Source organism: Nonomuraea ferruginea (assembly GCF_039540635.1).
Lineage (GTDB): Bacteria > Actinomycetota > Actinomycetes > Streptosporangiales > Streptosporangiaceae > Nonomuraea > Nonomuraea ferruginea.
In genome coordinates, this window is the sequence record NZ_BAABFD010000014.1 from 145,201 (window position 1) to 160,288 (window position 15,088).

Annotated in this window: 11 protein-coding genes; 1 reads left to right on the forward strand and 10 read right to left on the reverse strand. The window is 73.6% G+C overall.

The window, feature by feature from the left end; all coding sequences use genetic code 11:
* Nucleotides 1–16: 16 nt before the first annotated feature.
* From ABD999_RS26035 to ABD999_RS26060, 6 genes are all read right to left on the reverse strand, one after another.
* The gene (locus tag ABD999_RS26035; RefSeq protein WP_148033507.1) at nucleotides 17–715 is read right to left on the reverse strand and encodes an ABC transporter ATP-binding protein; all 699 of its coding nucleotides are present in this window, start codon (nucleotides 713–715) and stop codon (nucleotides 17–19) included.
* A complete protein-coding gene (locus ABD999_RS26040; RefSeq protein ID WP_148033506.1) occupies nucleotides 705–1,628 on the reverse strand; it encodes an ABC transporter ATP-binding protein in 924 nt (307 codons plus the stop codon). Before ABD999_RS26040 ends, ABD999_RS26035 begins: the two co-directional genes overlap by 11 nt.
* Entirely contained in the window at nucleotides 1,625–4,216 is a 2,592-nt protein-coding gene (locus ABD999_RS26045) for an FtsX-like permease family protein (RefSeq protein WP_148033505.1), read from the reverse strand. The genes ABD999_RS26040 and ABD999_RS26045 overlap by 4 nt, the downstream gene beginning before the upstream one ends.
* Nucleotides 4,213–7,299 carry an FtsX-like permease family protein gene (locus tag ABD999_RS26050; RefSeq protein WP_271279643.1) on the reverse strand — a complete coding sequence of 1,029 codons (3,087 nt, stop codon included), beginning with the start codon at nucleotides 7,297–7,299 and terminating at the stop codon, nucleotides 4,213–4,215. The genes ABD999_RS26045 and ABD999_RS26050 overlap by 4 nt, the downstream gene beginning before the upstream one ends.
* A 206-nt stretch (nucleotides 7,300–7,505) precedes the next feature.
* On the reverse strand, nucleotides 7,506–7,778 hold the full coding sequence (rpsT, locus tag ABD999_RS26055; protein ID WP_148033503.1) for a 30S ribosomal protein S20: 273 nt from the start codon (nucleotides 7,776–7,778) through the stop codon (nucleotides 7,506–7,508).
* A gap of 122 nt (nucleotides 7,779–7,900) precedes the next feature.
* On the reverse strand, nucleotides 7,901–8,887 hold the full coding sequence (locus ABD999_RS26060) for a glycoside hydrolase family 18 protein (RefSeq protein ID WP_246639583.1): 987 nt from the start codon (nucleotides 8,885–8,887) through the stop codon (nucleotides 7,901–7,903).
* 58 nt (nucleotides 8,888–8,945) lie between these two features.
* Here ABD999_RS26060 and lepA point away from each other — a divergent pair, with 58 nt between their 5' ends.
* Nucleotides 8,946–10,775 carry a translation elongation factor 4 gene (lepA, locus tag ABD999_RS26065; RefSeq protein WP_271279644.1) on the forward strand — a complete coding sequence of 610 codons (1,830 nt, stop codon included), beginning with the start codon at nucleotides 8,946–8,948 and terminating at the stop codon, nucleotides 10,773–10,775.
* 168 nt (nucleotides 10,776–10,943) lie between these two features.
* On the opposite strand, the gene ABD999_RS26070 is transcribed toward lepA, so the two are convergent.
* The 4 genes from ABD999_RS26070 to ABD999_RS26085 all read right to left on the reverse strand — a co-directional run bounded on the left by ABD999_RS26070 (nucleotide 10,944) and on the right by ABD999_RS26085 (nucleotide 14,856).
* Nucleotides 10,944–12,707 carry a DUF6297 family protein gene (locus ABD999_RS26070; protein ID WP_345482928.1) on the reverse strand — a complete coding sequence of 588 codons (1,764 nt, stop codon included), beginning with the start codon at nucleotides 12,705–12,707 and terminating at the stop codon, nucleotides 10,944–10,946.
* A 27-nt stretch (nucleotides 12,708–12,734) separates the two neighbouring features.
* Nucleotides 12,735–13,361: a heme ABC exporter ATP-binding protein CcmA gene (ccmA, locus tag ABD999_RS26075; protein WP_271280093.1), complete on the reverse strand. Its 627-nt coding sequence runs from the start codon at nucleotides 13,359–13,361 to the stop codon at nucleotides 12,735–12,737.
* Nucleotides 13,362–13,403: 42 nt separating this feature from the next.
* Entirely contained in the window at nucleotides 13,404–13,715 is a 312-nt protein-coding gene (locus ABD999_RS26080; protein ID WP_333485748.1) for an acyl-CoA thioesterase, read from the reverse strand.
* Nucleotides 13,716–14,154: 439 nt separating this feature from the next.
* Nucleotides 14,155–14,856 (reverse strand): hypothetical protein, encoded by a 702-nt coding sequence (locus ABD999_RS26085; protein WP_271280095.1) that lies wholly within the window; start codon nucleotides 14,854–14,856, stop codon nucleotides 14,155–14,157.
* Nucleotides 14,857–15,088 lie beyond the last annotated feature (232 nt).

Below are 15,088 nucleotides of genomic sequence, written 5' to 3' on the forward strand. Positions count from 1 at the left end.
CGGGCCCGCCGCCGGGTCAGGATTCCTGGAGCGCGGCCTCCCGCAGCGTGCCGTCGCTGATCTCCAGCACCCGGTCGGCCAGCGTGATCAGGTTCGGGTCGTGCGTGGCGACCAGGGCGGTGACGCCCTCGCTGCGGACCAGGGCGCGCAGCAGTTCCATGATCTGCCGTCCCGTCTGCGAGTCGAGCTGTCCGGTCGGCTCGTCGGCCACCAGCAGGCGCGGCCGGTTGGCCAGCGACCGGGCGATGGCCACCCGCTGCCGCTGACCGCCCGACAGCTCGTACGGGCGCTGGTTGGCGTGCTTGTCCAGCCCGACGAGGGCGAGGAGGGTGCGGACCCGCTTCTCCCGCTCCTCGACCGGGGTGCGGGCCAGCCGCATCGGCACGCCCACGTTCTCGGCCGCCGACAGCACGGGGATCAGCCCGAACGACTGGAACACGAACCCGATCACGTCCCGGCGCAGCGCCAGCAGCGCGTCCTCGGGCAGCGCCGTGACCTCCTGCCCGGCCACCACCACCCGCCCGGCGTCGGGCCGGTCCAGCCCGCCCACCTGGTTGAGCAGCGTCGTCTTGCCGGACCCCGACCGCCCCCGGACGGCGATCAGCTCGCCCGGGTAGGCCTCGAACGACACCTCCCGCAGCGCCACGACCTCCTCCGGCCCCGTCCGGTAGACCTTGCGCAGCCCTTCGACCACGACCAACGGCTCACCGCTCATCGGCGGGCTCCTCCCGTACCGGCCACACCCCGATGTGGTCGCTCTCCAGTTCCAGGCGGACACGGCGTTCCATGTCGAGCGCGTTCGTGAAGTCGCGGGGCAGCTGGAGCCGTCCCACCCGGTCGAGCACCGCGTACTCCTCGGCGACGATCTGCCCCTCGGCGCCCTCGCGGCGCAGCGTCTCGCTGCTGGTGCGCCCGTCGCGGATGCCGATCGTGCGGTCGACCTGCTCGGACACGAGCGGGTCGTGGGTGACGACGACCACGGTGACGCCCAGTTCGCGGTTGGCCCTGCGCAGCGCGCCGAACACCTCCTCGGACGTCTCGCTGTCGAGCTCGCCGGTCGGCTCGTCGGCGAGGATGAGCTGCGGCGCGTTGGCGAGCGCGACGGCGATGGCGACCCGCTGCTGCTCGCCGCCTGACATCTCCGGCGGCTTGCGGCCGGCGCAGTGGCTCACGCCCATCAGGTCGAGCAGCTCGGCCGCCCGTTCGCCGCGCCGCCGGCCCGCGAGCACCATGGGCAGCTCGACGTTCTCCCGCCCCGTCAGGTAGGGCAGCAGGTTGCGCGCGGTCTGCTGCCAGATGAACCCGACGACCTCGCGCCGGTAGCGCAGCCGGTCCTTGGCGGTCATCGCCAGCAGGTCCATCCCGGCGACCCGTGCCACCCCGGCGGTCGGCACGTCCAGCCCGGACAGCACGTTGAGCAGCGTCGACTTGCCGGACCCGGACGCGCCCACGATGGCGAGCAGTTCGCCCTTCTCCACGACCAGGTCGAGGCCCTGGAGCGCGACCACCTCGACGCCCTCGGTCTTGTAGATGCGTACGAGGTTGTCGCAGACGATGTGCGCGTCACCTCCGAAAGCGGCCTTCTCCCGGCCGGCCTCCGCCTCCAGCTCGGACAATGTCGGGTTCAAGACAGGTCTCCCACTCTCAGGACGGCGCTCACGTCGCGGCGTCGGCTGATGGCGGCGTGCGCGTACGCGCCGAGCACGGCGACGACGGCGAGCCCGGCGGCCAGCGCGGCCGGGGTGGTCAGGTCGAGATCGTAGCCGCCGACGGCCAGCCCGCCGGCGTAGGCGGACAGGTCGATGCCGGGACCGAGCGCGGCCGGCAGACCCAGCCCGAGGCCGAGCCCGACCAGCGCGGTGACCAGGACCATCGGCAGGATCTCCAGCACGGTGAGCCGCCGCGCCTGGCGGTCGGACAGTCCCAGGGTGCGCAGCAGCGACAGCGCCCTGGCCCGGTCGGCGGCGCCGATCACCAGCGTGATGAGGACCGCGACCAGCGCGTACCCGGCGAGCGCCACCGTCACCACGAGCAGCGTGGCGCTGACGGTGCCGGTCATCGGGTCGGCCTGGATGGCGGCCAGCGTCGCCGCCTGCGTCTCCACCCGGGCGTCCGGCACGGCCCGCGCCAGCGCGGCCCGGTCGGCGGCGCCGGAGACGAGCAGCGCGTTGACCACCGGCCGCGGGTTCACGTCGAACGGCAGGACGATGAACTTGCCCTCGGTGAAGAAGCCCGGCACCGCGGTGACCACGTCCCTGGTGGTGATCGTCAGCCGCGACTGCCAGCCGATCTCGAACGTGCCGCGCCCGCGCAGCTCGTGCGACACCAGCGCGGGGATGCCGGAATCGGCCGCGGGCGGCGCGGGCAGGCTGACCGGAGCGCCCGCCACCAGCTCCCGCCACCCGGCCAGGTCGACGGCGATCACCTCGGCCCGCTCCGCCGTGTGGCCGACCTGCACGTCGGCGAGCTGTACCGGCACGACCCGGGCCACGCCGGGCACCTGACGCACCCGCTCGACCTCCCCGGCGGTGAGCTCCCGATCGGAGGTGATCTTGACCGGCGCCCCGACGGCCTGCCACGAGGCCAGCCGCTGCGTGCTCGCCACGCTGCCGGAGATCACCGAGGCGAACACCGACACGCCCAGCGCGGGCAGCAGGATCAGCACCGGCAGCACGCCGGACGAGCCCGTCCTGGCCGCCCGCGTCAGCCCCAGGAAGGCCACCGCGGTCCGGCCCCCGGCGGCGGCCCTGACCAGCAGGCGCAGCGGGTACGGGTAGCAGCGCATGGTGATCAGCGCCGCGGCCAGCGTGAGCGCGAGCGGCACCACCAGCAGGAACGGGTCCAGCCCTCCGGCGGCCGTGCCCCGGGTGCGCAGCAGGTAGGCGCCCGCCAGAGCGAGCCCGACGACCAGCAGTTCCAGCGTGATCCGCCGGGCGGACGGCCGGGCCGCCACCACGTCCTCACGCCGCTCGTGCAGCGGCGCCCGGTGGGCGACGGCGATCCGCGCGGCGGCGAACGCCACCGCCGCCACCGCCACCGCGACGGGCCCGGCGTGCACGACCGGCGGCACCGGCCCGGGGAAGAGGTACGAGAGCGCGTACCCGGCGGCGGCGGCCGGCCCGACCACGGCGGCGACCAGCACGGCGCCGGTCCCCGCCACCTGCCGCAGCGAACCGCCGCGCGCCCGCGTCAGCGACAGCGCCCGGTCCATCCGGTCGACGAGGAGCCGCACGGCCAGCAGGATCACGCCGAGCGCCACTACGAGCAACCCGCCGAGCACCAGGAACATCACGGTCTGCGCGGTCGCCAGCGCGGCGCGGAACCCGTCCAGCAGCCCGGGCAGCCCCGTGGAGACGACGGTGCCGGACACCAGGCCGGGCCGCACCTTCAGCACCCGCTCGAACTCCGTGACGGCCGCGTCCAGCTCGTCCACCTGACGCGCCCCGGTCCTGGCGGCGTCCACCGGCAGGACCCAGCGGTAGGACAGATTCCGGTCCGCGCCGCTCAGCCGGGCCAGCCCGGCGTCGGCGATCAGCGCGGTGGTGTAGTGCTCGTAGTCGAGCGAGCCCGGCGGTTGCAGCCGCGTGACGTGCAGGATCTCACCGTTGTGCGACCAGTAGTCGTCACCCGCGTCACGGGCGCGGAAGACGCCGACGACCTTCACGGCCGCGAAGTCGCTCTCGCCGAGGATCTTCAGGTCGCCGACCTTCAGCCCCATCATGTCGCGGGCCTCCGCCGACACCCCCACCTCGTACAGCGGCACCGTCTGCCCCTGCCACCGCGTCGTGCCGACGCTCCCGGGAGCCCGGCCCTCGGCCCACTCCACCCGCCGCTCGCCGTCGGACAGCCAGCCGAGATTGAGGTACGTGCGACCGCCGGAACCGTTCACCGGCGTGTCGTACGTCTTGGCGCTGGCGTGTCCTGTGCCGTCGAGCAGGTCGCTCAGCGGCTCCGGCACCAGGTCCCGGTACTGCTCCCCGTACGAGGCGAACTGCGCCGGCTCGCGCAGGTCGCTCTCCGGACCCGACGAGCGCAGCTCCACGGCCACGTCCCGCTGGTAGGCGGGCGCGGCGGCCAGCGACTGGCGCAGCGCGCCGTCGAAGGCGGCCTGCATGGTACGCGGCAGCCCCGCCACGAGCACGCACGCGCTCAGCACGAGCAGCGCGAGCACGGCCACCGCGCCCCGGTGCGTCCGGGCGAGCCGCAGCACCCTCACTGGTCCTCCCCGATGCGCAGCACCCGGCCGAGGCCCTGGCGGCGCAGGTTGCGCGCCAGGACGGCCACGATCGCGAACAGCACGGCCGCCACCCCGGCCAGCAGGGCCGCGGTCGCTCCCCACGGGATGTCGAGCAGCACCTCGGGCGTGACCGCCGACGCCTGCCCGGTCAGCACGATGTGCGGCACCACCAGGCCGCCCACCACGACGGCCAGCGCCGTGCCGGCCACCAGCGAGAGCACGATGACGAACGCCTGCTCGACCGCCAGCAGCCCGAACACCTGCCGGGAGCTGACGCCGAGCGCGCGCAGGATCGTGAACTCGGCCATCCGCTCGCGGGCGGCCACGGCCGCGTTCACCAGGAAGCCGAGCGCGGCGAACACCAGCGCGGACAGGAAGCCCAGGATGAGCGCCCCCTGCAGCCCGCTGGCCAGCGGGTCGTCGCGCAGCCCGGCGGCCAGCTCGCGCTGGTCGGTCACGGTGACGTCCCACTCGGGGTGGCCGCGCAACTCCCGCGCGGCCGGCGCGGTGTCGCCGCCCTCGACGGCCAGCCACCACTCGGTGGCGGGCCTGGGCTGCTGCCCGGTGGCCAGGCCGTGCGCTTGCAGGGTCCCCCAGTCGGCGAGCAGGGCCGGCTGGTCGGGCTCCGTGGTGGGCATCCGCTCGACGACCCCGGCCACGGTGACGTCGACGACCTCGCGGTCCAGGTTGATCCGGCCGGTCTGTCCCGCCGCCAGCTTGTTCGCGGCGGCGAGGTCGGCGGTGAGCACGACCGGCAGCGGGAGCCGCTCCCGGACCGGGGCGAACCCGGCCGCGACCGGCCGCTCGCCCGTCACCTCCAGCCGCACCTCGGGCGCGCCGACCGGCCGCCCGTCGGCGCTCAAGCCGGACAGCGTGACGACCGTCGTGCCCTCCGCCGGGGCGCCGGCGGTGAAACCGCGCACCGCCAGCGGGTAGGCGATCTCACCACTACGCCCGGCCAGCCCCTTGAGATCAGCGCTCAGCCGGCCGTTCCCGGCGGCGGTCAGCGGCAGGTCGCGCCACACGCCGAGAGAGTCGGAGACGCGGACACGCAGTGGCAGGATGCGGTCCATCCGCGCCTCGACGGCGAGAGCAGAGGGCCGGCCGGGCAGTTCGAGTCCCCCGTCCGCGGGCCGGTTCGCGGCCAGCGCGCGGCTCATGCCGGCGACGGGCCGCGCCGACAGGTCGGGGCGGAGCCGGAAGAGCGCCTCCAGCTCGGCGGCGTCCAGGGCGAGCAGGACGGCCCCTTCGCCGCCCACCTCCACCTGGCCGCGGAAGGCGGGCGAGGCGGCGGTCACGCCAGGCAGCGCCGCGAACGCGCTGCCCCGCCCGGACGACCCCAGCTCGGGCGAGTCCGGCGGGCCGGACAGCCGCAGGTCCGCGCCGGCCTGGTGGCGCGCCTGGTCGAGCTGGGAGCCCCGCCAGGTGGCGGCGGTGGCCATGGACACGATGCCGATCGCGATCGCCATCGTGAGCAGCAGCGCGGGACCCGCGTAGCGGAGCGGACGCCGGCTCACCTGCCAGGCGCCGAGCGCGGGCGCCAGCCCCGGCCGCCGGGCGGTGATCCGCTCGGCCAGCCGGGACACGCGCGGCACCAGCCGCAGGCCGAGCATGCCGCCGGTGAGCAGCGCCAGCGCGGGCCCGGAGACGATGAGCGGATCGATGCCCAGCCCTCCGCCGGAGGTGCCGGTGACGGGCGAGCCGTAGTGCCGGAGCTGCCAGATCGCCAGCGCCGCCACCGCGAGCAGCGCCAGGTCCGCGCCCGCCCGCTCGATCAGGCCGCGTCCCGCGCCGCGCCCGCGCGCGGTCTGCTCCTCGACGTAGGTGCGGCGCGCGCCCGCCAGGGCGGGCAGCGTGAGCAGCACGGCGGCGGCCAGGGCCACGCCGGACGAGACCAGGAACGTGCCCGCGTCCGCCGCCGGCGCCAGGCGCACCCCGCTGGCCGCGATCCACGGCAGCGCGTTGACCGCGGCCAGCAGCGGCGGCCCCAGCAGCGGCGCCGCCACCGCGCACGGCACCGCCACCAGCAGCGCCTCGCCGCCCGCCAGCGCCACCAGTCGCAGCGTGCCGGCGCCTCGCGAGCGCAGCAGCGCCACCTCCATCCGCCGGTGGTCGGCCAGCAGCCGGGCGGTCAGCATCAGCGCGTACGCGGCGAGCAGCAGCAACTGCAGCACCGGGATCAGCATCGTGGAGCGGGCCACCAGCGAGGCGGTGTCGAGCTGGGTCAGCATGCCGGGAAGGCGGGTGACGGCCGTGCAACTCGGGCAGCCGTCCGCCTTGAGCGACTCGGCCAGGCCGCTCACGCCCGCGGCCAGCGGACGCAGGCGTTCCGGGGTGATCGCGCTCAGGTCGGGGACGGCGGTCCAGGTCGTGCCGACGTTGGTGGCGAAGCGGGCCAGGAACGTCTCGCGCGGCACCATCAACGGCCCGTACGTGGTGAACTCGCCGTGCTCGACGCCGCGGCTGAGCAACTGCTCGCCGGCCCAGCGGTCTCCGTACGGGTCGGCGAGCTGGAAGACGCCGGTGACCCGGACCGTCACCGGCCTGCCGTCGAGCCGGCCGCGCACGGTGATCTCCTGCCCGCTCTCCAACCCGGAGGCCGACGCCGCGGACAGCGGGATCGCCGCCTCGACGGCGCCGTCCTCCGCGGGCTCCGGCCACGTGCCGGACACCAGCCGGGCATACCCGTCGAGACCGTCGTAGCTGCCGAACCGCAGCAGCTCCGGCACCTCGCGGCGCTCCTGGCCCGGCATCGTGTACGAGTCGGAGTGGAAGCTCGTCGAGAACGCGGCGGGCGTGCCGCCGAGCGACTCGGTCACCCGGCCGCGCACCGCCGCGTCGAGCCGCGGGAACGTCTCGCCCGTCACCGGGGCGCTCACCGTCACCGCCACCTGGCGCAGCGGCGCGGTCTCCATCGTCCGGCGCACGCCCGCCTCGGCGATGGAGGAGGCGTACATGGTCAGCGCGACGAGCGTGGTGGTGGCCAGCAGGATGGACCCGAAGGCGGCCAACAGCAGGAGCGGCTCGCTGAACGCGCGCTTGACGACCAACGGCCCCCGCATCCGACCCCCCAACATCCGCTCCTCAGGAGGATTGGGGAGGGCGTCACCGAGGGCAAGAGCGCGATGTCAACGGTGACGGAGAAGATACGGCCCGGCGACGCGTATGTGATATTGAAACTGTGACATTGCTCTTGAGACTGTGCCCGAGCAGCAGAAAACGCCGCACCCCGTGAGGGAGTGCGGCGCTCCTATGGCCGGACCGGCGCCTACTTGGCCGCGGCGAGCGCGGCGGCCTGCTTGGCGATCGCCGACTTGCGGTTGGCGGCCTGGTTCTTGTGGATGACGCCCTTGCTGGCGGCCTTGTCGAGCTGACGGGCGGCCACCTGCTGCAGCGCCGCGGCCTGCTCGACGTCGCCCTGCTCGGCGGCCTCGCGGAACTTGCGGACCGCGGTCTTGAGAGAGGACTTGACAGCCTTGTTGCGCAGGCGAGCCTTCTCGTTCTGCTTGTTGCGCTTGATCTGGGACTTGATGTTCGCCACGAAGAAGCCTCGGTGAAGTCTAAAGGTGGTGGATGAAGCGCGCGGGCTCGAGAGAGGGCGCGCCACACGCAGTTGCTCAGGCTACCAATAACTCAGGTGGCCGCTCAAATCAACGCCCGGTTTCAGGATAACCAGTTTTCCTCGTACTCCCGCCAGTCCTCCTCGGTCGCCGCGAAGTCCACGTACAGGGCCAGCCCGAACCGCTCGCGCGGGCCGTGCTCCGACAGCGCCAGCTTGGCGCCCTGGCCGGCCACGGCGACGCTCTCCGCCGCGTCGCTCCACGGGACGCCGTGGTCGTGGTAGGCGGGGGCGCCGACGAACAGGGACTTCGACTCGGGCACCAGGTCCAGGGCCAGCTCCGCCTGCCGCACCACGTGTCCGCCGTACAGCGACTCCAGCGGCAGGCCGGAGTCGTACGTCATGACCGCGACCTGGTCGACCCGGGACACGACCTCCTGGAAGTATCCGGGCGACCAGTACTTGTCGTGGCCCATGACGGCCCTCGTGCCGATCCGCATGAGCGGGTACGGCTCGATCTGCGGGGTCGAGGTGGACACCAGGGACGCGTGCCGCCTGGTCTCGTCCAGCAGGACGAGGAAGTCGGTGTCGCCGTCGCCGAGCGGCTCGAAGTTGTAGTGGACGCCGTCGTACCCGGCCTTCATGACGGCCGCGACGCCGTCGAGCACGTTCCGGCGGGCGGCGGGATCGTCCAGGTCCAGGCCGTTCTTGACCTTCTGTCCGAGCCACGCGGAGACGCGCACGCCCGGCATATGCCGTTTCGCCCACTGGACGAACTGTGAGGCGTTCGGATACTTGGCCGGGTCGAGCCTCCCGTCCAGCTCGAAGGGACCGGAGTGCACGTACAGATCCTTGACGCCGGTGGTGCGCAGGCGCTCGGCGAGGACGCGCACGTCCTGCTCGTCGCGGCGGCCGTCGACCCACATGTGGCCCAGCCAGAGGGCGTCGTTGCCGGTGCTCATCGCCCACCCGGCCGGAGCCCCGGTAAACTGGAGCCGGAACGCGGCGGCTAAGACGCCGATCAGCGCGACCATGACGACCGAGGCGAGCGCGATCAGGCGCAGGCCGCGGCGGATGACGGTTCGGGACATCACCCGGGCATGTCACCATGAAAGACGCTTGACCTCAAACCTGTCGGAACGGACTTCGGTGCGCACTCAGCCTGGCCAGACAGACCCCGCGTTGATCCGCAACTTCTGCATCATCGCGCATATCGACCATGGCAAGTCCACGCTTGCCGACCGGATGCTGCAGATCACGGGGGTGGTCGACGACCGCTCCATGCGCGCTCAATACCTCGACAGGATGGACATCGAGCGAGAGCGCGGCATCACGATCAAGTCCCAGGCCGTCCGGCTGCCGTATGACGGCCACGTCCTCAACATGATCGACACACCGGGTCACGTCGACTTCACCTACGAGGTGTCCCGGTCGCTGCAGGCGTGCGAGGGCGCGATCCTGCTGGTCGACGCCGCCCAGGGCATCGAGGCGCAGACCCTGGCCAACCTCTACCTGGCCATGAACGCCGACCTGCACATCATCCCGGTGCTCAACAAGATCGACCTGCCAGCGGCGCAGCCGGAGAAGTTCGCCGAGGAGCTGGCGGGCCTGATCGGCTGCGACCCGTCCGACGTGCTGCGCGTGTCGGGCAAGACCGGCGAGGGCGTGCGCGAGCTGCTCGACCACGTGGTGCGGGAGGTGCCGGCCCCGGTCGGCCGGGCCGACGCGGCCGCCCGGGCGCTCATCTTCGACTCGGTCTACGACACCTACCGCGGCGTCGTCACGTACGTGCGGGTGGTCGACGGCCACCTGGGCAAGCGCGAGCGCATCCTCATGATGTCGACCGCCGCCACCCACGAGACGCTGGAGATCGGCGTCATCTCGCCCGAGCCGCGCCCGGCCGAGCTGGGGCTGGGCGTCGGCGAGGTGGGCTACCTGATCACCGGGGTCAAGGACGTGCGGCAGTCGCGCGTCGGCGACACCGTCACCTCCGCGGTCAAGTCCGCCGGAGAGATGCTCGCCGGTTACGAGCACCCCAAGCCCATGGTGTTCTCCGGCCTCTACCCGATCGACGGCGACGAGTACCCAGAGCTGCGCGAGGCGCTCGACAAGCTGCAGCTCAACGACGCGGCGCTGGTCTACGAGCCGGAGACGTCGGCGGCGCTCGGGTTCGGCTTCCGCGTCGGGTTCCTCGGGCTGCTCCACATGGAGATCGTGCGCGAGCGGCTGGAGCGCGAGTTCGGGCTGTCGCTGATCTCGACCGCGCCCAACGTCATCTACCGCGTGATCATGGAAGACGGCAGCGAGCTGACCGTCACCAACCCGTCGGAGTTCCCCACCGGCGGCAAGATCGCGCAGGTCTTCGAGCCGGTGACCAAGTCGACGATCCTGGCCCCGTCCGAGTTCATCGGCGCGATCATGGAGATCTGCCAGGGGCGGCGCGGCAACCTCCTCGGCATGGACTACCTCTCGGAAGACCGCGTCGAGATCCGCTACACGCTGCCGCTCGGCGAGATCATCTTCGACTTCTTCGACCAGCTCAAGTCGCGCACCCGCGGCTACGCCTCGCTCGACTACGAGCCGGCCGGGGAGCAGGAGGCCGACCTGGTCAAGGTCGACATCCTGCTGCAGGGCGAGCCGGTCGACGCCTTCAGCGCCATCGTGCACCGCGAGAAGGCCTACGCGTACGGCACCGAGATGGCCAAGAAGCTGCGCGAGCTGATCCCCAGGCAGCAGTTCGAGGTGCCGATCCAGGCCGCGATCGGGGCCCGGGTCATCGCTCGCGAGAACATCCGCGCCATCCGCAAGGACGTCCTGGCCAAGTGCTACGGCGGCGACATTTCCCGTAAGCGCAAGCTGCTGGAGAAGCAGAAGGAAGGCAAGAAGCGGATGAAGATGGTCGGCCGGGTCGAGGTGCCGCAGGAGGCGTTCGTGGCCGCGCTGTCGACCGACTCCGGCTCCGACAAGCCAAAGAAGTAAGGGCTCTACCGCTTCTGCCGGTACGCGTACGCGCGGACCGGCAGTGGGACGGCGCTCAGCGAGCCTTCTGCCGGTACGTGTACGCGGCGAACGCGCGGCCGGCAGCGGGACGGCGCTTATCGAGCTTTCTGCCGGTACGCGTAGGCGCGGCCGACAGCGGGTCGGCGCTTATCGAGCCTTCTGCCGGTACGCGTACGCGGCGAGCGCGCCCAGGCCGGTGACGGCTTGGGCGGCCAGGTAGCCAGACGGGTCCGCGGGCTGTGTGACCAGCGCGGCGAGCGTCGGGAGGCTGCCCAGCAGGGCCAGGTCCGGGCCGGTGGCCGCCCAGAACACCGGGCCCGTCGGGATGGCGCCCGCCGGGGTGTCGATCAGCGGCAGCGAGTGGTCCACGGGCGGCCTGCGGGCCATCCGGAGCGCGCCCGCCGCCAGGGCGGGCGCGGCCAGTGGTCCGAACGCCCACCAGGGGCCCGCGACGGCCCCGGCCGCCGCCAGCCAGCCGAGCGCGGCGGCCATCCAGGCGGCGGCGAGCAGCGCCGGCAGCAGCGCGCGGGCCAGCAGGGCCGCGCGCGTGCCGACGGCGGCCAGCCTGGCCAGCGCCGGATTGTCGGCGTCCCGCCGCGCCCCGGCCACCGCGCTCGCCGCCACGGCCAGCGCCCCGCCGATGAGCAACGCGGCCGGCGCCAGCCCGCCCACCAGCGCACCGACCCCCTCCATCGGCCCCCCACCACCGGCAACGGCCCCGCTTGCGATGCCCGTGAGGTTCTCTGCGGTTGGCCCGCTTGCGATGCCCGTGAGGTTCTCTGCGGTTGGCCCGCTTGCGATGCCCGTGAGGTTCTCTGCGGTTGGCCCGCCTGCGATCCCCGCGAGGTTTTCTGCGCTCTGCCCGCCTGCGGTGCTTGCGAGACTTCCTGCGTCCGGCATCCCCGTGAGGCTTTCTGCGGCTGATCCGCGGCCAAGGTTGGTGGGGGCGGCGCCGGTGGCTTGGGTGAGGAGGGCGGGGAGGGTGGTGGTGGCCGCCATCAGGGCCAGGCGGCCGGGGCGGCGCGCCACCCGGCGCCAGTCCTGCCAGGCCAGCGCGAGCGGGGCCGGCAGCGACGGCCAGCGCCGGGAACGCAGCCGCCTGCCCCGCCAGTGGTCGTCCTCGGCCGCCCAGGTGAGCGCGCCGGGATCCAGGTGCGTCGCCGCCGTGGTCAGATGGCGTGCCCTCGTCGCCGCGCCCATCAACGTGCCCGCCGGTATCCGGTCGAGCGCCGTCCACGCATGACGTACCAGAAGGGCGGCCGCCGCCAGCGCGCCCGCCGCGGCGGCTCCGAGGGCCTGCGCCGGCGCGGCGGCGACGGCGGCGAGCGGTTCGCGCGCCGGTCCGATGGCCGCGGCCACCGCCACCGCCAGCACCGCCACCAGCGCGACCGTCGACCAGGTCTGCCACGCCTGCGATCCCTGGCCGAGTACGGCCAGGGCCATCCCGCCGGCGCTCGCCGACATCCCCAGCACCACCGCCGCGAGCAGCCGCCAGACGAGCTGGTCGGGAGCCCCCAGCGCGGTGAGCAACGCCAGCCCGAACAGCGCCCCGGCCGCGAGCGTGATCACCGCGAGGATCCGGACGGGCCGCCCGAGCAGCCCTCGGCGGCCGACGCCCGACAGCAGCAGCCACGAGGCGTCGGCGGCCGGCAGCACCACCGGGCCCGCCGCCCGTCCCAGGGCCAGGAATCCGGCCAGCGCCAGCATCACCAGCGCCACCCCCGGCCCCATCCGGGCCGCGTCCACCTGCCCGGCGAGCCCCGTCACGGCCGTGGTCACCGGGTTGCCGAAGACGGCCACGGCGATGGCCAGCATGAAGACGGAGACGTAGCGGTCGAGCAGGCTGACCGGCCGGCGCTGCCGTGAGCGGACGAACGCGCGTGCGAGGCGGGCGTCGGTGGCGTCGTTCATGGTTCCTTCTCGATGATCGGACGGCGGTCAGGAGGTGAGCTGGTTGCCCGGGAAGACCTGGCGGGCGCCGGTGGCGAGGGCGGCGTCGTGGGTGGCCGCCACGACGGTGCCGCCGGCGGCGGCGTAGCCGGCGAGAAGGGCGCCGAGCCGCTCGCGGAAGGCGGCGTCGAGGCCGCGCTCGGGCTCGTCGAGCAGGAGGAGCTCGCTGGGTCTGATCAGGGCGGCGGCCAGGGCGAGGCGCTGGCGCTGGCCGGTGGACAGGTTGAGCGGAGGCGCGTCGGCCCGCGCGGACAGCCCGAACAGCTCCAGCGCCGCCTCGACCTCCAGCCGGGGTTCGCCGTGGACGGCCCGCATCAGCTCCAGGTGCTCGCGCGTGGTCAACCCCGGGTACCACGCCGGTTCGTCGGCCGCCCATGCCACCCGGCGCCAGAAGGCGGGCCCGTCGACCGGGGGCGCGCCGAACACCTCGACCGATCCGGCGGACACCGGCACCAGCCCGGCCAGGGAGCGCAGCAGCGTCGACTTCCCCGACCCGTTGGGGCCGACGACGGCCACCACCTCGCCGCGCGCGACCGCCAGGCTCAGGTCTCGCAGCACGGGAACGCCTTCTAGCTCGACCGTGACGCCGCGAACCTTGATGATCTTGTCGTCCACATCCCGAGCCTAGCCATCGTCGCGCGTGTCCGGGGCATCCGGTCAGAGACCCAGCAGCTCGGGTGAGGCCGCCGGCGGGCCTTCGGATCGTCGACCAGCCGTCGCGCGCGCAGGTCGAGCAGCCGCCGCGCGCAGGTCGAGCAGCCCGCCGACGCCCGTCAGCTCGGCGGCCAGCTCTCCGGCGGGGCGCGGGAACTCCTGCCGCACCCGGAAGGTCCTGCCCTCACTCCACTCGAACGCGCACGTCACGTCCACTTCGTCGCCCGAGCGGAGGTAGCGGATGGTGTTCTCCAGCGTGACGGGGCCGACGCCGCTCCGCAGGTCGTCCGCCCCGATCCCGGCCGCGCGCAGCAGCTCTCAGCGGGCGTGGTCGCCGTACTGCGTTGTCGAGGTGGCCCTGCGCGTCGATCTCGTAGCTGCGTACGGAGAAGCTCGTCGCCGTTCCTCCAGCCAGCGGTGCGACTTGCCGGTGAGGTAGCGCAGGCCGTCGTCGCCGATCTCGACCCAGTCGCCGCGTGTCCAGCCCTCGGTGATCTGGGGGGCGAACCCGTGGCGCTGGAAAAGCTCTGAGGCCTCCTGGGTGAGCCCGCGGCAACCCCCACTCCTGGATCACCCGGGCCGTCCGCTCGTCCTCGCTCGCCGGGTCGTGCTCGCCGAGCGCCGCCGCGACCTCTTCCTGGCCGCGTGCGACCAGGCGCAGCCCAGCCTGCAGCCGCTGTGTGTCCACGCTCTCCATCGATTGCTAGCGATTGCCTGGCGAATCGGGCGACGCTTTCGAAGTCGACGGGTTCTCTCACTCGTGGGGGAGCAGGTAGCGCCACGACAGCGCGAGATGCCCGCCGGTCGGCAGGCGGTAGACGTGCCATGATCCGTCGCCCGGTATCAGCCGGGTGATGGCAGTCGCCTTGTGGCCCTTGTAGTCCTTCCGGGCCGAGGTCGTATCGGGTGGCAGGGGTACGCCCTCCGGCAGGGGTTCCGCGGTCGTCCCGGGGGAGGCGAGCCGCTCGGCGGACAGACGTACGCGATCGGTGGAGTAGGCCCGGCCCCGCGCGGTGACGCGGCCCGCGAGATGGGAGAGACGGTCGCGGGCGGTGACGAGCGCGGCGTCGTAGCGGGTCGCGGCGTGCTCCAGGTACGGCACGTGCACCTCCCGCATCCCGTCGCCGCCGTCCACGCCGAGGATCGTCGTGGGCGCGTCGTGGAACGTCGGCGAGCCGGGCCGGGGCGAGGCGGTGGCGGGTTGCCCGGCCAGCTCCTGATCCAGGGCCTTGACCAGGGCTTCCACCTCGGCGGGCGGCAGGTGGAGCTCGTGGGCCGCGCCGGCGATGGCCCGGCCGTCGGCGTAGACCACCAGCGTCGGAGGGCGGACGGCGCCGAGGCCGGGTGCGGCCAGCCCGCCCACCCGCAGCCACTGCGCGACAGGACGGCCGGGAGCGGCCGGTTCAGCGGCGGGTCGGTCGGCCGTGGCCGTGGCAGTGGTGGCCTGGCTGCTCACAGTGGCCAGGCTCGTCGTGGTGGTCGTTGTGGCTGGGGCTGGTTGCGGTGGCCGCGCTGGTCGCGCTGGTCGCGGTGGTCGGTGTGGCGGGGCTGGTCACGTGGCCAGGCTGGTCGCGGTGGTCGGGTGGCCGATGTGGCCCCTGGAGGCGCGGTCGTCGGCGTGGTCCTGCCCGCTTGGTCAACCCCCGTGCCGCCGCACGCGGCGAGCACCAGTGCCGAGGCCGCGGCCC